Here is a 22598-nt window from a genome sequence, read left to right on the forward strand (position 1 = left end):
CGGCCGGGACGACCGTTTATCGCCCATTAAAAATTTGATAGCTTCAGTTCTCGCCTGATCTGCCGTTATATCGGCTTGTTGCCGGCCCGATACGTGATTCCTTGCCGGGCAATTTCGCGACAGTGACGTGGCTAAACACAACGAGAGACCTGGCGAATGGACAACGGACGATACGAAAGGCAGGCAGCGCCGGCGGGGGGCGTGGCGGCGTCCGAGCTGTTGCCGCATATTCTGCTGATCGACGATGTCCCCGAAGATATCCGCGCGACGCTCATCCTGTTGAAGACACAGCCCTGGCGCATTTCCCTGGCCAGCGACGCCTATCAAGGTTATCAACGGGCTCTTGCCCTGCGCCCGGACCTTATCGTCCTGGATGTGCACATGCCGCAAATGGACGGTTTCAGCCTGTGCCGGCTATTGCGCGAGGCACCGGCCACCCGGCATGTCCCGATCCTGTTCCTGTCGTCGGCCAACACTTCGTTGGAGCGCCTGGAAGGGCTGACCGTGGGCGCGGTGGACTACATCCCCAAGTCCTGCGCCCCCGAAGAAGTGCTGGCGCGTATCAGGATCCACCTGCAATTGACCTGGCGCGCGCCACCGGCCGTCCAGGAACGCCCGGCCGATCCGGAGCCGCAAGGCGATGAGATCGTGCTGCGCGCGGCGATGCGACTGATCGAAAACCACCTGGACGACATGCCGTCCCTGGGCCTGCTCGCGCAAAAAGTCGGCACCCATGAAAAACGCCTCACCGCGATCTTTCGCGAGCATCTGGGGCTGACCGTGTTCGCCTACATTCGCGACGCACGACTGCGGCGCGGCCAGGATCTGCTTTCCGAAAGCGCCATGAGCGTGCAGGACGTCGCCGAACTGGTGGGCTTTCGCAACGCCTGCAACTTCACCACGGCCTTCCGCCAGCGAATCGGCATGACGCCCAGCCAGTTTCGCCAGCAAGCCCTGGGCATCACCGAAACCGAGTTGGCCGGGCGCGCCTGATGCGGCTCCTACAGGTTTTATTGCTGGCGACAGCGTTGTTATCCACAGGCTTGCTGCACGCCGCGCCTGTGGATATCTGCCGGGCTGACCACCTGGACCTGATGCCCGCGATACAGATTTTCGAAGACCCCCAGGCCAGCTTGAGCCTGGAAGACGTCGCGCAATTGCCCGAAACACGCTTCAACCCCGCCACCCCAAGCTGGCCGACCCAAGGCTACAGCCGCTCCGCCTTCTGGTTGAAAGTGCCGCTCACCAACTCAAGCGCTGTGGCGTGTTCGCGTTTGCTGGAGGTCGGCGCGCCGCGCCTGGAAGACATCCGTGTCTACCAACCGGGGCGTGTTGCCTACGGCGGAGGCGCCTATCCCTTGGTTGAGTGGCTCCAGCCAGTGGCGCGTCAGCCGGCGTTTCCAGTGTCGGTGGCGGCGGGGGAGAGCGTCACGGTGTTCGTCCGCGTGACGAGCAACTTCCAGATGTTGCTGGAACCGGAACTCTGGTCCGAACCGGCACTGCTGCGCAGTCAGCAACAGACCTACCTCAGCGACGGACTCACCCTAGGCATCGTCCTGCTGGTCGTCCCGTTCGGTCTGATCGTCAGTGTGATCCTGCGTTCCCGACTGCTGGCCGTGAACGCGGGTGCGGTCCTGAGCTACATCCTGCTGACCTGCATCCTCAACGGCTACCTGATCTACTGGCCCACCGCACTGGGCTGGACACGGGAGCTGCTGACCTGCGCCAGCGCCATCGCGTTCGTCCTGTTCCTTGGCTACTTCCGCGTGCTGTTGCAGGTCTCCGTGCTGCCCAGAGTCATTGGCTGGAGCTACTGGGTGCCGCTGTTGGGTTGTATTCTCGGCCGACTCTGGTGGCTAAAAATCGATCCCGTCCAGGGTGCGCAGATCGTCCAGATCGCCCTCCTGAGTTTCTACGGCGCGCTGCTCGCCACGCTGTTCATGGCTTGGCGCAGACGACTGAACTACAGCTGGATGGCCTGGCTGGTGTCGGGGCTCTTGCTTGCACAATTGCTGATGCGGACGCTTTTCCCCCAGGAATACTTGCCCTGGCAGTCGCCCCAAAGCAAATACAGCTTATCGTCCACACTCCCGGGCGTGGTGTTGCTGGTCTGCACCTTGATCATGGAAGTCGCCCGCAGCCGCCACCGCGAAAAACACGCCCTGTCCACCCTCGAACAGCAACGCCAAGCCGAGCACGAACGCCTGGAAAGCACCGTGGCCCTGCGCACCTCGCAGCTGCGCGAATCCCTAGCGGCGCGCAGTGCGTTGATGGCGCGCATCAGCCACGACCTGCGCTCGCCGCTGGTGCGCATCATCGACTACGCGCGCCTGTTGCACGCCGGCCCCAACCGCGACTATCAAGCCACCATCGAGCGCAACGCCCGCCAGCAACTGGAACTGATCGACGAGATGCTCGAGTTCTCCCGTGGCGAGCTGGAGCAGATGCAACTGACCCTCGCACCGGACTATCTGTACGGCTTCCTGCAAGAGATCGCAGACGAGGCGGGCTTTCTCGCCGCCCGCCAAGGCAACACTTTCGAGGCCGTGCTGGCCGATGACCTGCCGCCATTGGTAGAGGCCGATTTCAAGCGCCTTCGACAGATCCTCATGAACCTCCTGGCGAACGCGGCAAAATTCACCCGCAATGGCCAGATCCGTTTCGAAGTGAGCTCGTGTCCAGGCGCCACCGCCGACACCGTGGAGCTGCGCTTCAGCGTGATCGACACCGGCATCGGCATCGACCCGCAAGAGTTCGAACACCTGCTGCAACCGTTCCGCCGCGGCCGCAATGCCCAGCGCTTCGAGGGCAGCGGGCTGGGCCTGTCCATCGTCACGCAACTGCTGGAACGCATGGACAGCCGCCTCGAACCCCAGGCCACGGGGCAGGGCAGCCACTTCAGTTTTCGCCTGCAACTCAAATGCGCCCACGAAGACGACCTGGAAAACGGCCTCGTCGACAACAACGTCACGCCGCTCGACGGCCAGGGCAAACACGTTCTGCTGGTGGACGATGTCGAACAAAACAGCGAATGGCTCTACGACCTGCTGGCCGGCTACGGTTTTGACGTGAGCCTGGCGGCGAACGGCGAAGACGCCTTGGCCTGCCTGGCTGAACAGCCAATCGACCTGCTGATCAGCGACCAGATGATGCCGGGCATGGACGGCTGGGCACTGCTGCGCCAGGTGCGCGAGCGTTGGGATCATCTGCCCGTGGTGCTTTACTCCGCGGTCCCGCCACGCAGACCGGAGAACTACCCAAAGGACCTGGCGTTCGACGCGATACTGCTCAAGCCCGCCGACAGCCGCGAATTGCTGGCCTGCGTCAAGACACTGGCCTGTTGCCCGGACACGGTGCGTCGCGAAATGGCTCGGGAGTTCTAGCATGTCGGGTTTGGGTTATCGGCTGCTCTTGCTCGGCAGCCTTTGTGCGTTGCCTTGGGCGTCAGCCCATGCCGAACAAGCGGCCCCCAGCACCCTCACGCTCGACGAAACCACCGTCACCGCCCGCCGCCGCGAAGAAGATCCGCAAAACGTACCGATCCCGATCAACGTCCTCTACGGCGATCAACTGGACGAGGCCGGCCTGCACCGGCTGCAAGACATCCAACAACGCGTGCCGGGCCTGATAGTGTCCGGCCACGATGCCCGCTACGCCGGCTTCGGCCTGCGCGGCTTCGGCGCGACCGCCTACAACGATGGCCTGGAAGGCAGCGTCGGCACCTACGTCGATGGCGTCTATCAGGCGCGCCAGGGCATGGCCTTCACCGAGTTGATGGACATCGAACGCATCGAAGTTTTGCGCGGGCCCCAAGGCACCTTGTTCGGCAAGAACACCACCGCCGGCGCGCTGAACATCATCACCAAACAACCGACGTTCCAGCCCGAAGCCAACCTCGAAGCCAGCTATGGCGAGCGCGGTTTGCGGGAATATCGCGGGACGATTTCCGGGCCGCTGCAGGACGACGTGCTGGCCGGCCGCCTCAACGTTTTCGACAGCGCCTCCGATGGCGCCGTGGAAAACCTGCAAGACGGCAGCCGCCTCGGCGACGCCGACAGCCAGGGCCTGCGCGGCCAATTGCTGTGGACGCCGAACCCGGACTTCAGCGCCCGCCTGATCGCCGACTACGCCGAGCAAAACGAAGCCGGCAACGTCCTGCTGGTCAATCATTACGGCGAGCAAACCCGCAAACGCGCCAAATTCCTCGGCTATCCACTGACCGAGCCCGACCCCTACAAACGCGAGTCCCGCATCGACGCGCCGGGCCATCCGCAAACCCTGCAGAACGGCGTCTCACTGGAGTTGAACTGGGACCTCGACGAGGCGATGCGCTTCACCAGCATCACCGCCTACCGCGATTGGGACTACCGCGCCACCCGCGACAGCGACAGCACCGCGCTGTCGGTGATCCAGTCCGAAACCGAGCTGGGCCACCGGCAGTTCAGCCAGGAATGGCGCCTGTCCGGCACAGCCGGCTCGTCCGTCGACTATGTCGCCGGCCTTTACTACCTGCGCCAGCAGCTCGACCGGCAGATCGACGCCGAATATGGCAAGGACGCCGCGCCCTGGTTCGTCGGCGATCAACTGGAGCAACTGAAGAAACTGGGCATCACCATCACCGATCCGAGCCAGGTGCCGGCCATGCTGCTGGACGGCGCCCAACAACGTTATGACGGCGAGCAGAAGGGCGACAGCCGAGCGATTTTCGGCCAGCTCTCCTGGCGCCCGATTGACCCGCTGGAACTCACCGGCGGCGTGCGCTACAGCCAGGAGCGCAAGGACGGCTGGATCTCCCGCGACGTCAGCAACCTCGCCCCGCTGACCGGCTTGCCCCCGGTGTTCCAGGCCGGTGGACAATTGCTGCGCGACATTGCCCTCGGTGGTGCTTATTACCGCGAAGATTCGATTGAAGAACACAACGTCTCCAGCCTCCTCAGCGCCAGCTACCGTTTCAGCGAGGCGGTGATGGGCTACGTCAGCTGGTCGCGGGGCTACAAGGCCGGCGGCATCAACTTCGACGTGGTCGGTCCGTTCACCGCGCCCACCTTCGAACCGGAGCGCGCTACGTCGTTGGAACTGGGCATGAAAACGCGGTTCTGGGATGAACGCGCGCTGCTCGACCTCGCCGTCTACCAGACCGACGTCGACAACTACCAAGCGCTCACCTACAGCCCGCCGACGTCGCTGTTCGCACCACCGCTGCGGGACAACCTGATCAACGTCGGCAAAGTCCGTCTGCGCGGCATCGAACTCGATTCCGCCTGGCAACTCACCCCCCAACTCACCGGGCGCCTGGGTGTGGCCTGGAGCGATGCGCGCTACCGCAGCTTCCCCAACGCCCCGTGCCCACCGGCCTCGGGCCAATGGACCTGCGACCTCAGCGGCGAGCGCCTCTACAACGCGCCGGAATGGACCCTCAGCAGCGGCCTCGACCACACCCACCCGCTGCCCTACGGATTGGAAGCCTTCAGCGGCATCGACTACAGCTTTCGCACCGGCTACTCCGGCACCCTCGAAGGCGGCGAAGGCAGCGATCAACCCAGCTACGGCCTCACCAATTTGCGCCTGGGCCTGCGCAGCCAGGACCGCGCCTGGGAAGTCGAAGGCTGGGTGCGCAACGTCTTCGACCGAAACTACATCACCGCCGTCTATTCACTGCTCGGCACCGGCGACTACGGCGTCATAACCGGCAGCGAACGCACCCTCGGCACCACCGTCAGACTTCGTTATTGACCGAAATAAACCGCGTCGGACAAAACGCCAAACGATTACCGCCAGCCTTTTTCGACAGGTACATGGCCTGATCCGCCTTACTGATCAGCCCATCCACCTCATGCCCATGCTCAGGGTAAAACGCCACCCCGATACTCGCCGCGATCTCCACCGTTTGCGCGCCAATCAAAATCGGCGCATTCGCCGCCGCCAGCATCCGCTTGAGCAACGGCTCGCTGTCCTCCACCGCCTGCAACCCCACCAGCCCCGCGACAAACTCATCCCCACCCAGCCGCGCCAACGTATCCCCTTCATGCAACGTCGCATTGATCCGCGCCGCGACAATCTGCAACACCCGGTCCCCCCAGTCATGCCCGTAGCTGTCGTTCAGCGCCTTGAACCCATCCAGATCAATAAACGCAATCGCCACCTTCTGCTGATAAATACGCGCCTTGCCCAACGCCTGACGCATCCGCTCGGCCAACAACAACCGATTGGGCAACTGCGTGAGCGCGTCATACCGGGCATCGCGCTCCAGCAACTGCAGACGCTGCTTCATCTGCGTCATGTCGCTGAACAGCGCCACGTAGTGCTGAACATTGCCGTGACGGTCATGCACCGCACTGATGCTGATCCGCGACGTCATCTCCCGGCCATCCTTGTGGTTGCTCTGAATCTCACCGGACCAATGCCCGTGGAAATCCAATGCGTTTTTCATTGGCGCGTAAAAAGCGGTGAGGCGGCGGACCATGCGGTGGGAGTTCAACTCGCGGCCTTCTATCTCTTCTTGTCCGTAGCCGGTGAGGCGGGTGAAGGCCTCGTTCACGGTGATGACCCGGCCGAAGGGGTCGACAAGGATGATGCCTTCGCGGGCGTGGCTGAACACGGTGGCGGCCAGTTCTGGGCACACGGTGTTGAGGCGACGGTCCAGCGTGGCTTCGTCACGGGTGGCCGGCCATATGTTGGAATCGAAGCCTTGCTGGGCCAGGTAGGCGGCCAGGGATGACAGCGCTCGGTGCAGCCGGGTCAGGGCATGCGTGGCGAGCCTGGAGTTGAGGCAATAGCTCCGGATGAAGGTGCGTAGGGTCATGGGGGGTACACGGTGCTCGGTTGCAACGCTGGGGTGTGTGAAGCGGGGATTATCGACGCGGGGGGATTGGAGGGGCGTTTGCTGGAGCGGATGGGAGCTTTGCGGGAAGGGATGGAGTGGAAAGATTTTCGGGACATGACTGCGCACCATAGTGGCTTACAGTGCGCAGGTTTTATCAAGGCCTTGCGTCAAGCGGGAGTCAGCGAAGTCGTAGGGTTTTCACCACGGCTTCGCCTTGTGAGCCACCAGGCCAACAGAGATCGACAGATGCCGAGGCTCCACCCGCTACGTGGAATATTGCAAAGTTCTTGTCTTCCGAGTGACTGAAAAGGTGCTCGAAATAGATGGAATCATGACCGTTGATCTTTCCAGAATTTGCGATCCCGGTTCCGGCGAACTGCCCGGCGGGCATTCGGGAAATAGCGCTGGAGGTCACCTGATAAATACTGGCTTTACGATATTTATCATGGCTCAGTCGAAACGCAGCGGCACAGTGAACGTCGCCACTGATGAACACCAATGTCTTGCCGCTTTTGTCCAGCGCTGGAAAGATGGAATCCAGCAGGATGTTTCGCTCTGCATGGTTGCTGCTATGGTCCCACTCATCCATGCAATCATCTTTGGCGGAGTCAAGCCAGGAACCAGCCGTCAAGAGCACCGATTTCCAGTGAACGAATGGCACCGGGCTAACCACAAATAACAAGGGAGAGGATGAGTTCGCGCTACTTTTCAACCATCCTTGGAATCGTTCGATTTGTTTTGTACCGAGAAGAAAGTTCTTCTTTTCCGGGGTTTCGACGTCGTGATGTCCACGCATGTCAAGCATATAAAATGGAATGCCGCCTTTTTCAAAACCGTAATCCCAGATACAGGTCTCTGGTTTTTTCAAGGAGCCTTTGGAAACGCCAGTCTCGGGATTGTGGCTGTGCGCATATTCAAAGTAAGCCGTCCGCGCAGCCGTCCACATTGAATTAACCAATTTTCTATCTATTACCTTGTCATCGCGTTCGAAATACCTGGAAATTATTGCGATTCGCTCTTCGTCGGTACGAGAACCCCAGCCATCCATGATTTCATGATCGTCCCAGATCATGTATTGCGGGTACTTGGAGAACGCTTCCTGGAGGTGTGGAAATTTCCAATACACTCGATAGTACCAGCGATACAGATTGAGCAGGTACGCGTCGAGCTTTTTAAGGTCAAGCTTACCTTTTGTAGAACACTCTGCGATCAAGTCGTCCTTGTTGTCTTTCAACCACTCCCAGATGTCAGGAAAGTGCTTGCTTTCCTGGCAATCAACATACACCTGATCGCCACCCCCTATAGCGAATCTGGCGTTTGAAACATCCATTTTTTCCAGAAAAAGAGGCCAGGCGCCATAACTTCCATTTGCGTTGAACGGATCATGGCAACTATAGAATCCAAAGCTGAAATCAAGCATCTCGTCTGCCATGGTCCGGAAGGCGAGTGACTTATGACAACCGATTTCGGTCCTGCGGAATGTGTCCGTACCGTCTGTCTCGTCGGTCATTAAATAGTAGAAATAAGTCGTGTCTTGATCCAGGCCCTGAAGGTCGAAGGTATGGGTCAGATCATCTTCCCAACTGAATGCATATGAGTCATGAGCACAGTTATACGGTTTCAAAAACTCGGCCAGCGGTTTGCCATCCAGCTTTACCAAATCGCCTTCGATTGCATTTTTTGACCAAACCAAACTCCAGTTTCCTGGTGTATAGACGCGAATCCAAATGCGTGCAGACTGGGTGGTGACGTGTCCGATAATACTTGCACTTTGTAGTTTGGAAACGTCGTACTCATTATTTCTAGGGTCGACCAAGGCCATGGGGAATTCCTTTGTCCGAGCATAGTTATCTCAGAACAGGAGATGAGTCCGGTTCGGATGCTTACGTCCCTCCGGCAGGATCTACAGCGAAGGATTCAAATCCAATCAGGATGGAGGCATTGTGAATATAGCCGTACCGCTTCGCTTGTCGAATCGACTCGCCTGTTTTTGGCGATAATTGAAAGTGTTGACGGCGTGCTGTTAAGTAAATGAAACACTTGGCAGGATAACAATCCGTTGAACCCTGCTTATCGACAGGCCGACAGCAACGAACGGGCCGTGGCCTCAATAAAAACTCAAGTTGCCCTGTCGCTCGCCAATAGGTTGCGCAGCAATCCCATTCGAAGGACCGGAGCATGTTTTACCCACGCGAAGCTGAAAAAGACCACCTGTATAACCGAATCGTCCTGCTTACCGTTGCTTGCTGTGTACTGCTATTTCTAGCCTCCCTGGCAAAACACTCAGGGTCCATTTATGGGGCCATTCGGTGGAGCGCTGTCGAGGTAAACGGCACCGTGACGCAACTGGAAAGCATCCCGATGAATGAAAATGGCATCATCATTCGTTACCGATATACCGACGGTGATCAGCAAGTCCATGAAGACGAATACGTGGACCAACGCTATAACGAACATGATCAGTACGAGGTAGGGGGTGACGTTCCCCTGCTGTATTCACGTTGGTTTCCCCAAATCAGCAGCATCGCCACCGAGCTACACACTTATCGCGCCAGCTTCTTCGTCATGGCTGGCGGGGTATTGCTGACATTGGTGTTCTTCGGAATTTCCTTCATGACGTTCGGTCGCATTTACCGCATGAAAGAAGAAGACCGCTTCTATTGAGCGGTCTGGCAACAACCGCTCAGGCAAACCGGAGTGCTGCGCGCCTCCTCATGGATAAGGAGTTATGGATGACCGCTGTCTCGACACTCAAGCAGTACTCGCTAAAAAGCTGGGCCGCGATCGTGGCGATTGTTGGCTTGTTGGCCGGGTTCCCCAGCATTTCATCCTGGTTGGCCGAAATGAGGGCCGACTACTACAAAAGCCACTTCATTGGTCGTTGGACCGAAGCGTTCAGCTATCCCAACGGCGACGGCATGAAGTTCGAGTTCAAGGGCACCATCGAATACTTCGCCAACAATCATTACAACGTCAGCGGCGTCGTCGCGCTGGTTGGGACAGAGCCTTCGAAGCCGTTCAGGCTCGAATACAGTGCCAATGGCGCCGGCACCTGGAGCGCAGACAGCGAAAACCTGTCGTTCACGCTGCAGCAGATGAAGACGTTACCCAAGACCTACTCGGTTGACGGCCAAGATATTTCGCCTTTGACAGTGGCGCAATTTATCGGCCCCAGCATGCCCAACCTCAGTGATATCTACCCCGAAGGGGGATCGGGGCAGGCGCGCATCAAGGAGGTGGATAAGAACAGGATGGTCCTGGAGCAAATGGATCTTGAGGGCAGGCCCTTTATCGTGACTGCGGATCGTCAGGTAGCAGGGCAATCCGAGCCGTAGCTTTACCATTTGCGAAAAGCACACCGGCTAAGACAGAATCCCGCCTTCACAGACTCGATAAGGATGCGAGCATTGAAGTTTGAAACAGGCCAATTTTCTGGCAACCATGGAATTATCTTCAGCGTATCGCGCTTCACCCTGTCAGCCGATGAACGGGGTAGCCTCAGAACACTGCACTTTGGCGAAGCGAAATCCGCCCACTATGAAGTGAGCAACCAGGTGGTGGAGCTCTACGACAAAATGCTCGCCAAGGATTTACCCTGCCAAATGATGATCGGGATTTCAAAACCCCTGACCCGGCAACAAGGTGATTTACTCAACGCCCAACGAATGAGTATCGCCAACCTAACTACTGGCGTTTTCGCCACGGCGGCCGGCAAATTAATGCCCGGCGCAGCCCTCCCTGTGGGATGGGCGGTCCGCGAGTTCACACTGGGCAAGTTGCCGACCTATCACGCCGGTGATGTCATCGTTAGCTTGGATGCACAAGTTAGCGGTGGCATAGGTCCGCAACGCTCCGGATCCTCCATGATCATCAAGGCTCAAGGAGGTTAGGACTATGAGCGAATATGGCCTGTACGCCTTGGCATACGCGGTGTTCCTGCTGCTGTTCTTCTATATGAAATCCTACGACCTCAGGAAATGGCTCGGCATAACCCTGCTTGCGCTGGGATTCGCGAGTATTTTTGCGCTGCCATCCTTCATCTCGGGCTTTGATGTGGGTATCGCTTCAACCAGTGCTATTGCTATCGGTGCGGCACTGTTTTTTAGCCGGGCACGGTATGTGGCGTGAGTCTGTATTTCTCTTTGATTGACCACTCACTCCGTGGCTACCAGCTGTCTCGATAGTCGAAAGCAATCTGATAGTCGTAGCGGCTCGAATCAATTGAGTGTTGAAAGTGAGGTTGGAGGGTTTTTACCCATTCTTGGGGGACATCAAACCCTCCGTTATTTACATTGTTTTTGACTGGAATCCCTAGGGCTTCAATGACAGAGCCGTCATCGCCCAAGTCTTCGGAATACTCCTCCCCCTCGTAGGATTCGGTTTGTTTGCTATACCACTCAAGTCTGAGTTTGAGTCCCATTTGATCCTCACAAATATTTTTTGATATTACGGTTTTTCTTGGGACCGTCTGTCTGCTCGCCCGTAATATGATCGAGGGCTCCTAGGTGGCTTCCATCACTCGCACGATAGGCTTCCAATTCACCATGTGAAGAATCCCATTCATAAATGGTTCTGCCCTTCGCATCAAACCAGCGATCCCGTAGGCCGCCACCTCCTTGTACAGGTGTTTTTTTCTTGCCTCTTTTCAATCCAGGGAAGCCAACAATTTCATGGGTTTTCGGAGCAGGATGATAGTCGTGGCCGGTCTCGGCCAAACCCTTTCGACGAACACTTAAAACCACATAAACCGGCCGAACCCCCGAATCCGCCGGAAACACCAGAATGAAATCTCTGTACTCCGGCGGATAGATCGGGTCGACGATGATGCTGTCGGCCATCGGCGTCGGCGGGTAGATCCAAATAGGCGGTGCCTGGGGTGCTGCTTCCAGAGCGGGAATGCCGGGGGTGTCAGCCGGATTGGTAGCCGGCGTCCAGATCAGCTCGATGCCATCCCCCAGGTCGGCGATGAACTGATCGGCTCGCGACGTGAACTGAACAACATCAACCATCTCCCAATCGGGATGCTGACCGGTATAGAAGCCATACCCCTTGAGACTGCCGTCGGCCTGTTGTTCGACGCTCAGGCGCATGCGGCTGCGGGCCTGCTTGAGGTCGCGTAGCTGGTCTTCGCTATAAAGCGCGCTGTCGCCCAGGTTGGAAGGCCAGAGCAGGGCGACGATGCCTGTCAGCAGGGCAGCGCCGACGGTGCCACCGGCAACTGCAGCCGAGGAAGTCGCCGAACCACCCAGCGCGAGCCTGCCCAAAGTAACGGGAGCCGTACCCGCACCGATCCGCTTGAGGGGGATCGTGCCGGATGGATCGGCGCTGCGACCGCCGAGCCACATGAGTTCGCCGTACTGCTTGACCAGGTCTGCCGGGACGTAGCCGTTGGGGTTGCTGTAATCGACGATGCCGTTGGGGAGCTTGCAGCTCTTGGCAAACACACTTCCGGTCACGCTGAATACGGGCTTTTTATCCACCGTGGCCCAGCGCTCTCGTTCATAGGCTGCCTGCCGGGCAAGCATGGCTTCGTAAGCCAACTGCCGGGCTTCGCGCTCGGCCAGTTCGCTGGCAGTCATGTCCCGATAGGTGACGTGATGCCCGTCGCCGCCGGGCGGGTTTCGAACCTGGGGGATGTCTTTTTTGCGTGTCGCCACGTAGTGAATCTCGTCCGCTAAATGCAGCACAGACGCTAACGCGGGAAGAGAGGGGCGCGATGTAGGAGGTTTCTTGAAGTGGTCGTTCCGGTTTCCTCAAAACAGGTAGGGCTGGCTATGTTGGGCCGGAACAATGTGAAGTGTCAGATGGGGCTGTCAGTCATTGGGCGCGCGCAACTCGTCAGCCGACGTCGCCTTGCGCCTTTGCCTACAACTACGCCAGAATCCGCCGGCTTGTTCGCCTTGGGTTGCGTCGGTAGTTTGGGACCTGTCACTGCTCATCAGTGATCGGGTTTAGTCGCCCGTCGTTGCTAAGTCGCTCAAGCGTCCATCAGTCAGGAATCCCCATCCCTGCACTCGATGGTGGCTGTGCGCAGGGCGCCTCCGGGCGCGCCGATATCTTAGCTCGTCGGTCGACTAACCTGCGTACAGCTGCCTCCCAATCGTTTAGTCGCGAACGGGAAGTAGCCTCAACCAAAGAGAGCTAAGGCTATGGTCAAAATTACACCGAATCCTCCAGTAACAGACGAACCCACATCCCGTGCCCAGTCTGCCCGTAACAAAAAGCTCGACGACGCGGCCACTCGTGCCCTGGATTACTACCTGAAACCCAAGCCTAAGGGCGAAACGTCTGACAAGTCTGACTCCATTTTTCGGATTGATCCGGGTGTGGATTCGGAGTGTTTGCTTGCGAATCTCAGTGAGAACCTGGCTTCGGCGAATGCCATGATCAGTGATTTGGCGTTTGATCTGGATGGGTCGAGGCGGCGTGTTGCGATGGGGATTTTGCAGGTGATTGAGGTGAGTGAGCTGTTGGCGAATCGGGCTTTGGATATTGTTGAGGTGAGGTAGGGCAGCAACGCTACGCGCAGCCTGGATTGGAAAAAAGGTCTTGCCCAGCAAGGCCTTTTTTGTTCACCCGAAGGCTTAGCGCTATAGCAAACCCTAAGCCCCCAAAGGTCCGCATTCTTTACGCATGTGAGCTTTTTTTCAGCAAGATGAGGTGTGACCAATTTTCGCAGGGCGGCAGTGGCGTTTTGATGCTATACCTGATTCGAGCATATTCGGCGCGACGGAAAATTTCAGGATAAAAATTCTTTCAGGAATGGATTCGCAGCGGGGCTTTTAAATAAATCCGTTGCTTTTGTTGCTTTGTTAATAGCAGGCAGTTGAAAGGAATTGAGCCATGGGCAATGAAAAAGCATGTGTCGTTTTCGCGACAGGTATGGACGCAGAGGTGAAGTCAGTCTCCGGGCAGCTTGTAGAAGAAGGCTTTGACGTTTGCACGGCCGAAGCTGACCGCGAAATCGTAGAAGCCGCACAATCAGGCGCTGTACCAGAAGAAATCAAAAGCTGCATTGATAATGCGGTCATCTGCATATTCCTGATTCCTGAAGATGTAAATGAGTGTCTAACCGGTGCGGCAGGGCACGCTGGGACATCGGGGAAAAGGATTGTCGCAGTTGCGCAGAGCGTTGAATCTCTACCGCAAATTTTCAATGACCTCGCCAGTTCTGTGCTCATCGTAGATAGTCCACGCTTGAGAGATGTAATTAAGGGTCAACAGGTCTGGGAGTGTGCGGATGGCAGTTTAAGCCCGAAGCGTAAGATCAAGCGGATCGAGTGCCAATGAATCGGGTGCCGAGGGTGTTTTCCTACAGACTCGTACGAGATTATGGTTTCGCCCCGAATCCCTTTCACGGAATTTGCACACTAGGAACATGCAAACCGCAAATTAGGAAAGCGGCTCAGGTGGGCGATATTATCGTCGGTTGTGGTAGCGTTGGCCTTAAACGTCCTGAAAGACTCATTTTTGCAATGAGGGTCTCGGAGAAACTCTCGTTCCAGCAATATTGGGAAGACGAGAGATTCAGAGTAAAACGGCCGGACCTCTACAGCAGCGAGAGCATGGCGTACGGAGACAATATTTATCACCATGTGGATGATGCGTGGGTGCAAGAAGACTCCCATCACAGCCATGCCGACGGTCGGATCAACCAAGCTAACCTTGGGAGAGACACCAGTTCGAACAATGTCCTTGTCGGAAACGATTTCGTCTATTGGGGAAGCAATGCGGTAGCGATACCTGATCAGCTACGTAACTTCGAGGGAGAAGATCTTTATCCGCCGCCCCGCGGCTGTCGGAGTAAGTTTTCGGAAAATTTTAGGATCGAAGTGGTTAGTTGGTTCGAATCACTTTCTATACGTGGCTATCGGAGTCGACCGGCTTCTTGGCCCTGAAATGGGTTCTTGCGGGAAGCGTCGCTTATGCAAAGGAACACAATGGACGAAGGGACTTTCCATGCCCAAACCTATGCCGCAGATCGTACCGCTACCTATCCTTGATTACAGGCTAAAGGCCTCCGAGACAAACCAGTTCGATCGGGACGCTGAAGGCTTTCAGCAGCTCAAGTTCGGCTATTTTGGTGAAGTTGGCGGCCTGTTATCGGCAGTCAAAAAAGTACGTCGTGACAATTTGGCGACGACGGTTACTGAGCTGGCAGCTGAAGAGCTGGGAGATGCTCTTTGGTATCTGATAAATATCGCGGCTTTGGTTGACGTCGAACCCAACCAAATTGGGGAGTGCTGCATTGCGATTTTGCGTTCTCGCTACGGAGAGAAGGAGCAGGACCCCGTTACTCCTGTGACATTCCGTCATATCGACAGCTTAATGGAAATTCGCCGAAGCCCCGAATCGATAGATCGATCGGTGCAGCTTGGAAAACTAGCAAACCACGCCGGCTCAATGGCTGAGATGAATTATCAGAATTACATCTCCATGCCTCCGCACAGTCGAGGCGAAAATCTTGGCATGCACCTCGCAGAGCTTTCAATTGTATGTGCGAGCTTCAATCTGAAACTGGAAGATATAGCTCGGGCGAACTTAGAAAAAATTCACAGTAGGTGGCCGGAAGATGACACTGTCTATCCCCCTGCCTTTGACAGCGATGCTCCGGAGCACGAGCAATTTCCGTCCGACCTAGCCGTGGAGTTCATTGAGCGCGGAACCTCGGCCAACGGATATGTGGTCCAGAGCCTAAGAGGAGTTTTCATCGGCGACCGTCTGACGGATAACAGCAACGAACCTGATGACTACCGCTTTCATGACGTGTTCCACTTAGCATACGTTGCCTTTCTAGGATGGTCCCCAGTGCTCCGAGCCTTGCTCAAACGTAAACGTAAATCCGATGCGAAGAAGGATGAGAACGAGGACGGCGCTCGGGCGATGATCATCGAAGAAGGCATTGCAACCTGGATATTCAACCACGCCAAAGGCCATAACTTCTACGTCGGAGCCAAGCCAGGAGCCCTCGATTACGGGGTCCTGAAACAGATCAAGAGCATGGTCGAGGGCTACGAGGTTGAAAAATGCAAGTTATGGCAGTGGGAAAAAGCCATACTGACCGGCTTTCAGATATTCCGAGAATTGCAGACGCACCGCGGCGGTACCGTAATTGTCAACGTGCGTGCGCACTCCATGCAATTTGAACCTCCTGTAAAAAATGAGCAGCAATGACCCCCACAGCCTTCGTGAATGCACTGTCTGAGTTAAAACTGGACAACGTGTTCAACCCATACGCTGACACATGCCCCGTCCACGACCGCTCGGATGCTGTATCGGCGCGCCGTCGCAATCTACGTGGTTATCTCAAAGCGGCCGCTGAGATCGGCGTAGATACGATTTGGATGGGGCGCGATCTAGGTTACCGCGGTGGCCGTCGAACGGGCCTCGCGCTTACTGATGAGTATCATCTCTCCGAAATGACCCAGAGATACCCAGGCTCGAACTTCAAACAGGCCACCAATGGCCCAGCACTAGCGGAGCGTACAGCCTCTGAAATCTGGTCGGTGTTGCGCGCGGTTGATCTGCCGCCCCTGCTATGGAACGTGTTTCCATTTCATCCACATGAGCCTGGGAATCCGTTCACCAATCGAAAGTTTACGGCCCGCGAGCTTCAGCAGGTAGACATGCTGAACGAGACGCTGATCAAGTGGCTGAAGGTTCGTCGGGTAGTTGCGATTGGGCAGGACGCGTTCAGCTACGCCAGCCGGTTCGGCGTCGAGGTGGTTGCGATCCGTCACCCTAGCTATGGTGGAGTCAAGGATTTCCGCAATGGGATGAGCGCTCTATACGACATCCCAGTAGAGGTACTCAACCCAAAGTATCAGCATTCATTGTTCTAAGATTGATCTGTAACGGAGTTAAGCATCTCTTTCGCGGCACGAGTGCCGCCGACAGCTTCAATATCTCAGTATCTGAAATAAGACTGATGAAGAAAAGCGGGCAGATTTATTATCATGCTGAAAATAAATCCGTCCTCTTTTCACCAACGCTGATCGGTTCTTGTCGTGAAGCTTTGGTCCATTAGATCAATCTAGGACGCAAAAGCTTCGGACAAATCAAGAAGATAAAAAGCGATCCTCAGGCTTATTTCTGATCAGTTCTAATCCTCTTGCTCTTCGGGGTATGGAATCTGCGGCACAGGGCCCCAGCCCTCACGACTAATACCTTCCATCCAAGCAATGTTTTGCCCTTCGGTGGCAGCAAAACTTCCGCCCCGATGCATCATCGCTCGCATAACCGATTTTCTGGGGTGATCTTCATCTGCTTTAGCGGAGCTGCATAGTGCAGCCCAAGTGTATGCTCCAGGGGAGTCCTGTCTGGTGCCGAGCCAACTATCCAGCAACTCAGTAGAGACATTATGTCGCCCCCCGTGGTGAGGGACTTGGAACATATCGATACCAGGAAGACTCAGGCCAGCATAAGGCGCATAGGCTGCCGCTTCGGTCAGAGCTTCACGTCCGGCGTCACCTGTCAGGACGATGGTCTTCCCATTCACCTGCGCATACTGAACAACACTCATCTCATTTTCGGTGCTTGTTCCAGAAGAAGGAAAATACTCGTCGCCCCACGCAGATTTAACTAGATTTGCGACTGCCCGGAACGCCTTGGCGACGGCCTCAAATGATTCTGCAGCAATAGAAGTTTCCGCTTCGGGTGTTTTATCCGATTCCACGATCAGGTCGAGATAACGAGCTTTGCTCGGTGCTAAGACTTGGAAAATTCCGATCGTGCTTCCCTGAAAGGGACTTTGAATAGGTATTCCTTTGCGAATTGCGATCTCTTCTAACGCTGCACTAGCGCTGTACACTGATCGAAGCTTGCGCTCAAGCGCATCTACGGACGTATAAGTGGCAAATCTGTCTATCAATTCGCTAGCGTAGAGCCAAGGTCGATTGAGCCAGAGCGTACCGACATCGCACTCTTCCAGCACTGCCCGCAGACCGTTTGCATGGTCAAGGTCTGGGTGTGTGAGAACTACGTTTTCAATCTGAGTAGTACCGTAAAATTGGCGGAGCTGCTCAATGACCTGAGCGCCAGTATCAATGTAGCCACCATCCACTACGTGAACGCCGGCAACTCCATCTTTCTCGTAACGTATTGTGATTGCGTCACCACTTTTCGCGGTTTCTACACCGATGAAATCGATCTCTATGTGCGACATGGTAGCTTCCTGCTTTGTGATGTATGCAGTTATAGGTACGTCTGCGAATGACGCCGTTGTGGGGTGTTTTTTTAAAGGCCAATCGGAGATCGGTGCTCAAAACGTTCGCGAAAAAGGAACGATCGAAGGCACTTCGCATGGCCGCCATATCTACCAATGCCACCAGGCCAGACATGGCTGCCAAGGTGCCTCGGAAGGCATCGACTCTTTCACAGCTCGAAGCATTTCCATGCGCCAAAGACGGAGCAGGGTGACTCACTTGACCTTTTCTTTCTTCGCGCTACCGGCTTTTGGCTTTACAGCCAAAACCTCGCAAGCCGAAACAAGCATTCGGGCATAGGAAAATGCTGCCGCTTGTACCGACTTTTCCGTGATAAATGTCGTCCAGATCAGCAGCATGACTAGCGACGCCCCAATGGCTGTGACTTCGCTAACCAAAAAAAACGATTCAGGGGTCGTTGCTGCTTGATAACGAGATATCCACATCGAAGGGCCTTGGCGAATAGCTACCCAGAGCAAACTGGCGATACACGAAGCGACGGCAATATTTCGAAGTCCTAAAGCATTTCTTCGGAACCCGTAAGAGATGTTGTCCTTGAACAATAGATTGAATTTTTTGGTATCCCGCGTGGCACCACGCAACATCCCGCATGCCTCTGCGTATACCGCATCTGCTCCTTGCGGGTCTGATGTTTCATCAGCACTTGAGGGGAAGGATTTACCCATCAGTGTGGCAAGTTTGCCGTGATAACCTCGTAGCTCACCAAGTTCGAACGTCCCATCGCGATGGCGCAGTACTTGGGTGCTGGGCGCCCCGCCCCATTTTCCCCACAACGCTTGCTCTTTTTCCTTTCCCCTGCTTCTGGCATAGTCGGAAAGCAGGTGAAGCAGTCCGAACGCAACCAGCAGCGATACGACTCCTGAAATCAGTCCGAGCTTATCTCCGTACAGTGCCATCGCCGTCACGATAATGGGTGACAGCGCCAGCAGAGCGGGGTAAAGACGGGCTTGGCGTTCATAAGGGTCAGAAAACTGATTGATGGCTTTGGCAACGGCTGAGACGCTGGCTCCTTCACTCATTCTTCGATTTCCTCATAGAACGGCTCGTAGGTAACCGGCCCCCACCCCTGACGATTAACCGCGCCATGAGAGCGGTGACAAATATTCTGGCCTTTTGTCTTAACTACCTTGAAACCCCGACTAACAAATGCATTTGTCACGGCTTTCTTGGGGTGACGTGGTGCCAAAGCTCCCGCCGATACAAACGCCCTACGAACAGGTTTTTCAGGTGCTGTTTCTAGCGGCTTGCCTACCAGCAGGTTCAACGTTTCAGTCGATACATTATGGCGACCTCCATGGTGAGGAATCTGGGCGAAGGTCACGCGTGTGGGCAGATCAATGCCAATTTCAGAGGCAAAGGTTGCAGCGGCCCGTAGCGATTCAATGCCTGCGTCCCCAGTAAGCAGGTACCCCTTTTCACCGATCGCCGCGAATAGGATCGCACTACTTTCGTTTTCTGCTGAAGTGATCACCGTTTCAGGCAGATATTCGATACCCCATTTCGCAGCTACATAACCAGCAGCGCCTTTGACGGCGTCGAGCACAGAAGCCATAGCACTCTGGTTTTCTTTTAGCTCAGGAGACTTCTCGAATGCCGGAACCAAGTCATGCACGTATCGGTACGTCCCAGGTGACAGGACTGTGAAGATCCCGATCTGGTCTCCCGCAAACGGCTCCCGGATCGTAATATCCCGTTTCAATGCGGCCTCTTCCAACGCGTAGGCAGCCGACATTTTCTGTTTCAGTCGCTGTGCCAGGCTTTCATCGGTCATTCTGCCGTCGTGGAAATACTCTCGAATCTGATCGCTGTATTCCCAAGGGCGATGCATCCACAGCTCTCCAACCGTGAGGGTTTCCAAGATATGCAGCAACCCCCCAGCATGGTCATTATCGGGGTGGGAATTGACGACATAGTCGACGTAGCTGGTTTCGAAATGCTCTTGGACATGCTTGACTAGCTTTGCACCATAAGCTTGCGTACCGCCGTCATAAATCATCACCTTGTATTCGCCGTTTTCTCGCCAGCGAATCGCGATCGCATCCCCGCTATGCTCTCCCTTTCCCACCGCGAGAAAGTCAATCTCAATGCTCTCTGCCATGCCGCGCTCCCCGAGTATTGTTTCATTAAGCGTTCGCAGCCCAAAATTGTCGTAGGTGTCCACCGGAACTCCGGTGCTGCAAGAGCAAAAAAAGCAGCCATTTGCCAGTACTGATCAGGCAATTTTGGGATGGATCCAATTTCTTCAAGGGGAGGCGAGTAATTTATTTTGAAAAAGCAAATAAGGGGGCCAGTAAGTGGACGGATTTATTTACTTTAGCCTTGGCCGGGAGTAATCCGTCCCTTCTTTTTGCGTCTGCATCCCGAATCGATAGCCAATACGGACCTCCCTCCGCAGCTATCCAACACCGCCCACACTAGCCACAACCCCAATTCACGCTTACCATTTCTCCAACTCGTATTACCGCGGCTGCTGAACCCGGTACTCACGAGGAAATGACCATGAAAAGAACCCGTAGCTGGAGACGCGCACAGTCCCGCAAACATGGTGGGCGCGAAGCGATTAGTCCGCAGGACTTCAAGCCAGAAAAGAACTGGAAGCTGATCTACACCCGTGCCGATAAGCTGCACCGGGCGCGTCAGCTCGGTATGAGTTATCCCATTTGCACGACTCGCCAACTGTTGGATCAAGAGTGACCAATCTCCTGTTCGTTTGCAGTCGTAACCAATGGCGTAGTCCTACCGGGGAGGCGATCTGGCGTCGGCGTCCTGGTTTCGGGGCTCGTTCGGCGGGCACCAGCCCCAATGCACGCAAGCCTATCGGCCCAGCGGATATCCGTTGGGCCGATGTCATTTTTGTAATGGAGCGCAAGCACGAGCATCGTCTGCGGGCAGAGTACGCCCGGCTGCTTGAACACAAGCGGCTGTATGTTCTGGATATTCCCGATGACTATCGCTTCATGGATCCTGGGCTGGTGGACATGCTTGAGCGAGCGGTGACGTCGTACCTGTGTAATTTGAGCATTTAGGCCAATCTCCACGAGCGGCCCTCTCCTAATGGCTAGGCGAAACGATCAGGCTGACAGGTAACTCACCTGCAATTTCCGATAGCTCCGTTTGCAATGCCACAGAGTTTTTAACAAGGCCGCGAGGGTCATAAACGAAGAAAATGATTGCATGGCATTCGGGATGGGCCCGGTAGCGTGCGATATCCAGAATAAGCTCGTCGGCTAGCGATCTTGCAGTCATACCATCGCGCGTCATCTTGAGCTCCAGAAAGAGCCCATGTTCAGGCAGGAGGAAGTCTGCGCGGGTGGCGCCTGCTGCCATGCTCGGGGACGGCTCTTCAGGTTTTACATTGTCAAACTGCAATCTTAGCAATGCATTGACCAGGAACTGGACGTCGTATTCATCGTCGAGCTGAATTCCCTTTCGGCCGCGTGGGCGGTGTTCCAGATCTTTCGCAAAACGATGAAAACGCAGCAGCATGCGCTCGATGATCTGATCGGCTTGCTCTACGGTTGCGGGTAGCACAGGCGTATCGAGGGAGAAGTGATCTTGTAATATCTGTTCTTCAAGCCGGCGTTGCGCTTTTGGTGGTCCTTGGAAAATTGCGCAGGTTGCTATCCCGATCAGAAGCAATTCGATGGTCAGAAACAAAACCAGATAGCCTATGGCGACTGTAACTTTGTACTGGCCATCAAGCTTGTATTTACTGCCTCCTCCCTGCCTAGGCTCGTCTCGTGGTACCAGTTTCAGGTTAAAAGTGACCATCACCCCGCCAATTCGGTGAACGCCCTGTAAACCATGTAGCGAATCCAGGCCAATCTCCCCCCGGTTATAAAGATCGAGCAGAGCAAAAATCTCCTGGGTTGCCTGCTGATACTCCTCGCTATTGATCACCTCAAGTACTGCGGGATTGGTAACGCCCGAGTCCTCAAAGCGAGGGGCTATCCATGAGCAGTATGTGAGTATGGGCATCAACGTCAGTATCGTGAACCCGACCTTGGCGAACATGCGCCAGCGTCGATTCTCCATCACTAACTCACCCAGAGTGTCGTACTCTTTGCTTCTATCAAACAGTGCAGAGATCCATTTCAGCAAAGCGTTCTTCTCCAATATGTTCGGTTGCGCCAGGCGCGCATTATGTGGGAGAAGAAACTGACTTTTCCCCCAACGCCCCACAGGTTCACTGGATATCTTTCAGGTAATCCCTAAGTTTGAGAAGCGGACCCTGAAGCTCCTCCATCGTCTGGGTAGCGCCAAATTCAGTCGCCAACCGCCCCAGTTCCCGCCCCAAAATCGTATTCCTGCCCCCAATTGCCTCCAGTGCCAAATCCAGGCAGCGCTGCACTTTCGCCTGAATACCTTGAATATCCTCCCTACGCACCAACAACCCAAAAACCTCCCGATCACAACCCCCCATCAACGTATCATCCCGCAGAATCGGGCTGTGACCCTCTGTCTCATAAGCCAGCTTGAGGGAGTAAAGAGCGACCGTTTCCAGCAGCAATTCCATGGGGTGAAGTCCTTTGTGACTGGGTGGGGAGGGT

At 55.8% G+C, this 22598-nt stretch carries 23 protein-coding genes; 14 read left to right on the forward strand and 9 right to left on the reverse strand.

The annotated features are described in order from the left end of the window. Nucleotides 1-156 precede the first annotated feature (156 nt). The 3 genes from KGA89_RS21955 to KGA89_RS21965 are packed head-to-tail and all read left to right on the forward strand — an operon-like array spanning nucleotide 157 to nucleotide 5733. The gene (locus KGA89_RS21955; RefSeq protein WP_223472527.1) at nucleotides 157-993 is read left to right on the forward strand and encodes a DNA-binding response regulator; all 837 of its coding nucleotides are present in this window, start codon (nucleotides 157-159) and stop codon (nucleotides 991-993) included. Further along, nucleotides 993-3383 carry a hybrid sensor histidine kinase/response regulator gene (locus KGA89_RS21960; protein WP_223472528.1) on the forward strand — a complete coding sequence of 797 codons (2391 nt, stop codon included), beginning with the start codon at nucleotides 993-995 and terminating at the stop codon, nucleotides 3381-3383. Before KGA89_RS21955 ends, KGA89_RS21960 begins: the two co-directional genes overlap by 1 nt. Before the next feature lies 1 nt (nucleotide 3384). Further along, nucleotides 3385-5733 (forward strand): TonB-dependent receptor, encoded by a 2349-nt coding sequence (locus tag KGA89_RS21965; protein WP_223472529.1) that lies wholly within the window; start codon nucleotides 3385-3387, stop codon nucleotides 5731-5733. Here the strand turns inward: KGA89_RS21965 and KGA89_RS21970 are convergent. Beyond that, nucleotides 5717-6802, reverse strand: a complete 1086-nt coding sequence (locus tag KGA89_RS21970; protein WP_223472530.1) for a sensor domain-containing diguanylate cyclase — start codon at nucleotides 6800-6802, stop codon at nucleotides 5717-5719. The two genes, KGA89_RS21965 and KGA89_RS21970, sit on opposite strands and share 17 nt — an antisense overlap. 199 nt (nucleotides 6803-7001) lie before the next feature. After that, nucleotides 7002-8645: an alkaline phosphatase D family protein gene (locus KGA89_RS21975; protein WP_223472531.1), complete on the reverse strand. Its 1644-nt coding sequence runs from the start codon at nucleotides 8643-8645 to the stop codon at nucleotides 7002-7004. Nucleotides 8646-9001: 356 nt separating this feature from the next. On the opposite strand from KGA89_RS21975, the gene KGA89_RS21980 reads away from it, so the two are divergent. The 4 genes from KGA89_RS21980 to KGA89_RS21995 all read left to right on the forward strand — a co-directional run bounded on the left by KGA89_RS21980 (nucleotide 9002) and on the right by KGA89_RS21995 (nucleotide 10951). Beyond that, complete coding sequence (locus tag KGA89_RS21980) at nucleotides 9002-9487, forward strand: DUF3592 domain-containing protein (protein ID WP_043043070.1); 486 nt, start codon at nucleotides 9002-9004, stop codon at nucleotides 9485-9487. Nucleotides 9488-9555: 68 nt separating this feature from the next. Further along, nucleotides 9556-10158 (forward strand): hypothetical protein, encoded by a 603-nt coding sequence (locus KGA89_RS21985; protein ID WP_003197950.1) that lies wholly within the window; start codon nucleotides 9556-9558, stop codon nucleotides 10156-10158. A 72-nt stretch (nucleotides 10159-10230) separates the two neighbouring features. Then, nucleotides 10231-10713 carry a hypothetical protein gene (locus KGA89_RS21990; RefSeq protein WP_003197952.1) on the forward strand — a complete coding sequence of 161 codons (483 nt, stop codon included), beginning with the start codon at nucleotides 10231-10233 and terminating at the stop codon, nucleotides 10711-10713. Nucleotides 10714-10717: 4 nt separating this feature from the next. Continuing rightward, nucleotides 10718-10951, forward strand: a complete 234-nt coding sequence (locus tag KGA89_RS21995) for a hypothetical protein (protein ID WP_003197955.1) — start codon at nucleotides 10718-10720, stop codon at nucleotides 10949-10951. A 37-nt stretch (nucleotides 10952-10988) separates the two neighbouring features. On the opposite strand, the gene KGA89_RS22000 is transcribed toward KGA89_RS21995, so the two are convergent. Both KGA89_RS22000 and KGA89_RS22005 read right to left on the reverse strand, forming a co-directional pair. Next, nucleotides 10989-11243, reverse strand: a complete 255-nt coding sequence (locus KGA89_RS22000) for a colicin E3-like toxin immunity protein (RefSeq protein WP_223472532.1) — start codon at nucleotides 11241-11243, stop codon at nucleotides 10989-10991. Between the two features lie 7 nt (nucleotides 11244-11250). Further along, nucleotides 11251-12480 carry a colicin E3/pyocin S6 family cytotoxin gene (locus KGA89_RS22005; protein ID WP_223472533.1) on the reverse strand — a complete coding sequence of 410 codons (1230 nt, stop codon included), beginning with the start codon at nucleotides 12478-12480 and terminating at the stop codon, nucleotides 11251-11253. 492 nt (nucleotides 12481-12972) lie between these two features. On the opposite strand from KGA89_RS22005, the gene KGA89_RS22010 reads away from it, so the two are divergent. From KGA89_RS22010 to KGA89_RS22030, 5 genes are all read left to right on the forward strand, one after another. Continuing rightward, nucleotides 12973-13332 (forward strand): DUF6124 family protein, encoded by a 360-nt coding sequence (locus KGA89_RS22010; RefSeq protein ID WP_223472534.1) that lies wholly within the window; start codon nucleotides 12973-12975, stop codon nucleotides 13330-13332. 334 nt (nucleotides 13333-13666) lie between these two features. Next, on the forward strand, nucleotides 13667-14113 hold the full coding sequence (locus KGA89_RS22015) for a hypothetical protein (RefSeq protein ID WP_223472535.1): 447 nt from the start codon (nucleotides 13667-13669) through the stop codon (nucleotides 14111-14113). Next, nucleotides 14110-14721 (forward strand): hypothetical protein, encoded by a 612-nt coding sequence (locus KGA89_RS30880; protein ID WP_158510920.1) that lies wholly within the window; start codon nucleotides 14110-14112, stop codon nucleotides 14719-14721. The genes KGA89_RS22015 and KGA89_RS30880 overlap by 4 nt, the downstream gene beginning before the upstream one ends. Before the next feature lie 61 nt (nucleotides 14722-14782). Further along, nucleotides 14783-15997 (forward strand): nucleoside triphosphate pyrophosphohydrolase family protein, encoded by a 1215-nt coding sequence (locus KGA89_RS22025; protein WP_060613386.1) that lies wholly within the window; start codon nucleotides 14783-14785, stop codon nucleotides 15995-15997. Beyond that, the gene (locus KGA89_RS22030; protein ID WP_060613387.1) at nucleotides 15994-16665 is read left to right on the forward strand and encodes a uracil-DNA glycosylase; all 672 of its coding nucleotides are present in this window, start codon (nucleotides 15994-15996) and stop codon (nucleotides 16663-16665) included. Before KGA89_RS22025 ends, KGA89_RS22030 begins: the two co-directional genes overlap by 4 nt. A gap of 260 nt (nucleotides 16666-16925) precedes the next feature. Here the strand turns inward: KGA89_RS22030 and KGA89_RS22035 are convergent, their stop codons facing one another. From KGA89_RS22035 to KGA89_RS22045, 3 genes are all read right to left on the reverse strand, one after another. Further along, nucleotides 16926-17987 (reverse strand): ComEC/Rec2 family competence protein, encoded by a 1062-nt coding sequence (locus tag KGA89_RS22035; protein ID WP_060613389.1) that lies wholly within the window; start codon nucleotides 17985-17987, stop codon nucleotides 16926-16928. Between the two features lie 255 nt (nucleotides 17988-18242). Continuing rightward, the gene (locus KGA89_RS22040) at nucleotides 18243-19067 is read right to left on the reverse strand and encodes a hypothetical protein (protein WP_060613391.1); all 825 of its coding nucleotides are present in this window, start codon (nucleotides 19065-19067) and stop codon (nucleotides 18243-18245) included. Further along, nucleotides 19064-20209 (reverse strand): ComEC/Rec2 family competence protein, encoded by a 1146-nt coding sequence (locus KGA89_RS22045; RefSeq protein ID WP_200967987.1) that lies wholly within the window; start codon nucleotides 20207-20209, stop codon nucleotides 19064-19066. Before KGA89_RS22045 ends, KGA89_RS22040 begins: the two co-directional genes overlap by 4 nt. Before the next feature lie 338 nt (nucleotides 20210-20547). On the opposite strand from KGA89_RS22045, the gene KGA89_RS22050 reads away from it, so the two are divergent. Together KGA89_RS22050 and KGA89_RS22055 are read left to right on the forward strand one after the other, a co-directional pair. After that, the gene (locus KGA89_RS22050) at nucleotides 20548-20742 is read left to right on the forward strand and encodes a hypothetical protein (RefSeq protein ID WP_123351256.1); all 195 of its coding nucleotides are present in this window, start codon (nucleotides 20548-20550) and stop codon (nucleotides 20740-20742) included. Beyond that, nucleotides 20739-21074, forward strand: a complete 336-nt coding sequence (locus tag KGA89_RS22055) for a low molecular weight protein tyrosine phosphatase family protein (protein WP_223472536.1) — start codon at nucleotides 20739-20741, stop codon at nucleotides 21072-21074. Before KGA89_RS22050 ends, KGA89_RS22055 begins: the two co-directional genes overlap by 4 nt. Nucleotides 21075-21099: 25 nt before the next feature. On the opposite strand, the gene KGA89_RS22060 is transcribed toward KGA89_RS22055, so the two are convergent. Together KGA89_RS22060 and KGA89_RS22065 are read right to left on the reverse strand one after the other, a co-directional pair. After that, complete coding sequence (locus KGA89_RS22060; RefSeq protein WP_148262329.1) at nucleotides 21100-22149, reverse strand: hypothetical protein; 1050 nt, start codon at nucleotides 22147-22149, stop codon at nucleotides 21100-21102. Between the two features lie 85 nt (nucleotides 22150-22234). Further along, entirely contained in the window at nucleotides 22235-22564 is a 330-nt protein-coding gene (locus KGA89_RS22065) for a hypothetical protein (protein ID WP_223472537.1), read from the reverse strand. Between the last annotated feature and the right edge of the window lie 34 nt (nucleotides 22565-22598).

The organism is Pseudomonas sp. A-RE-22 (assembly GCF_019956035.1).
Classification (GTDB): domain Bacteria; phylum Pseudomonadota; class Gammaproteobacteria; order Pseudomonadales; family Pseudomonadaceae; genus Aquipseudomonas; species Aquipseudomonas brassicacearum.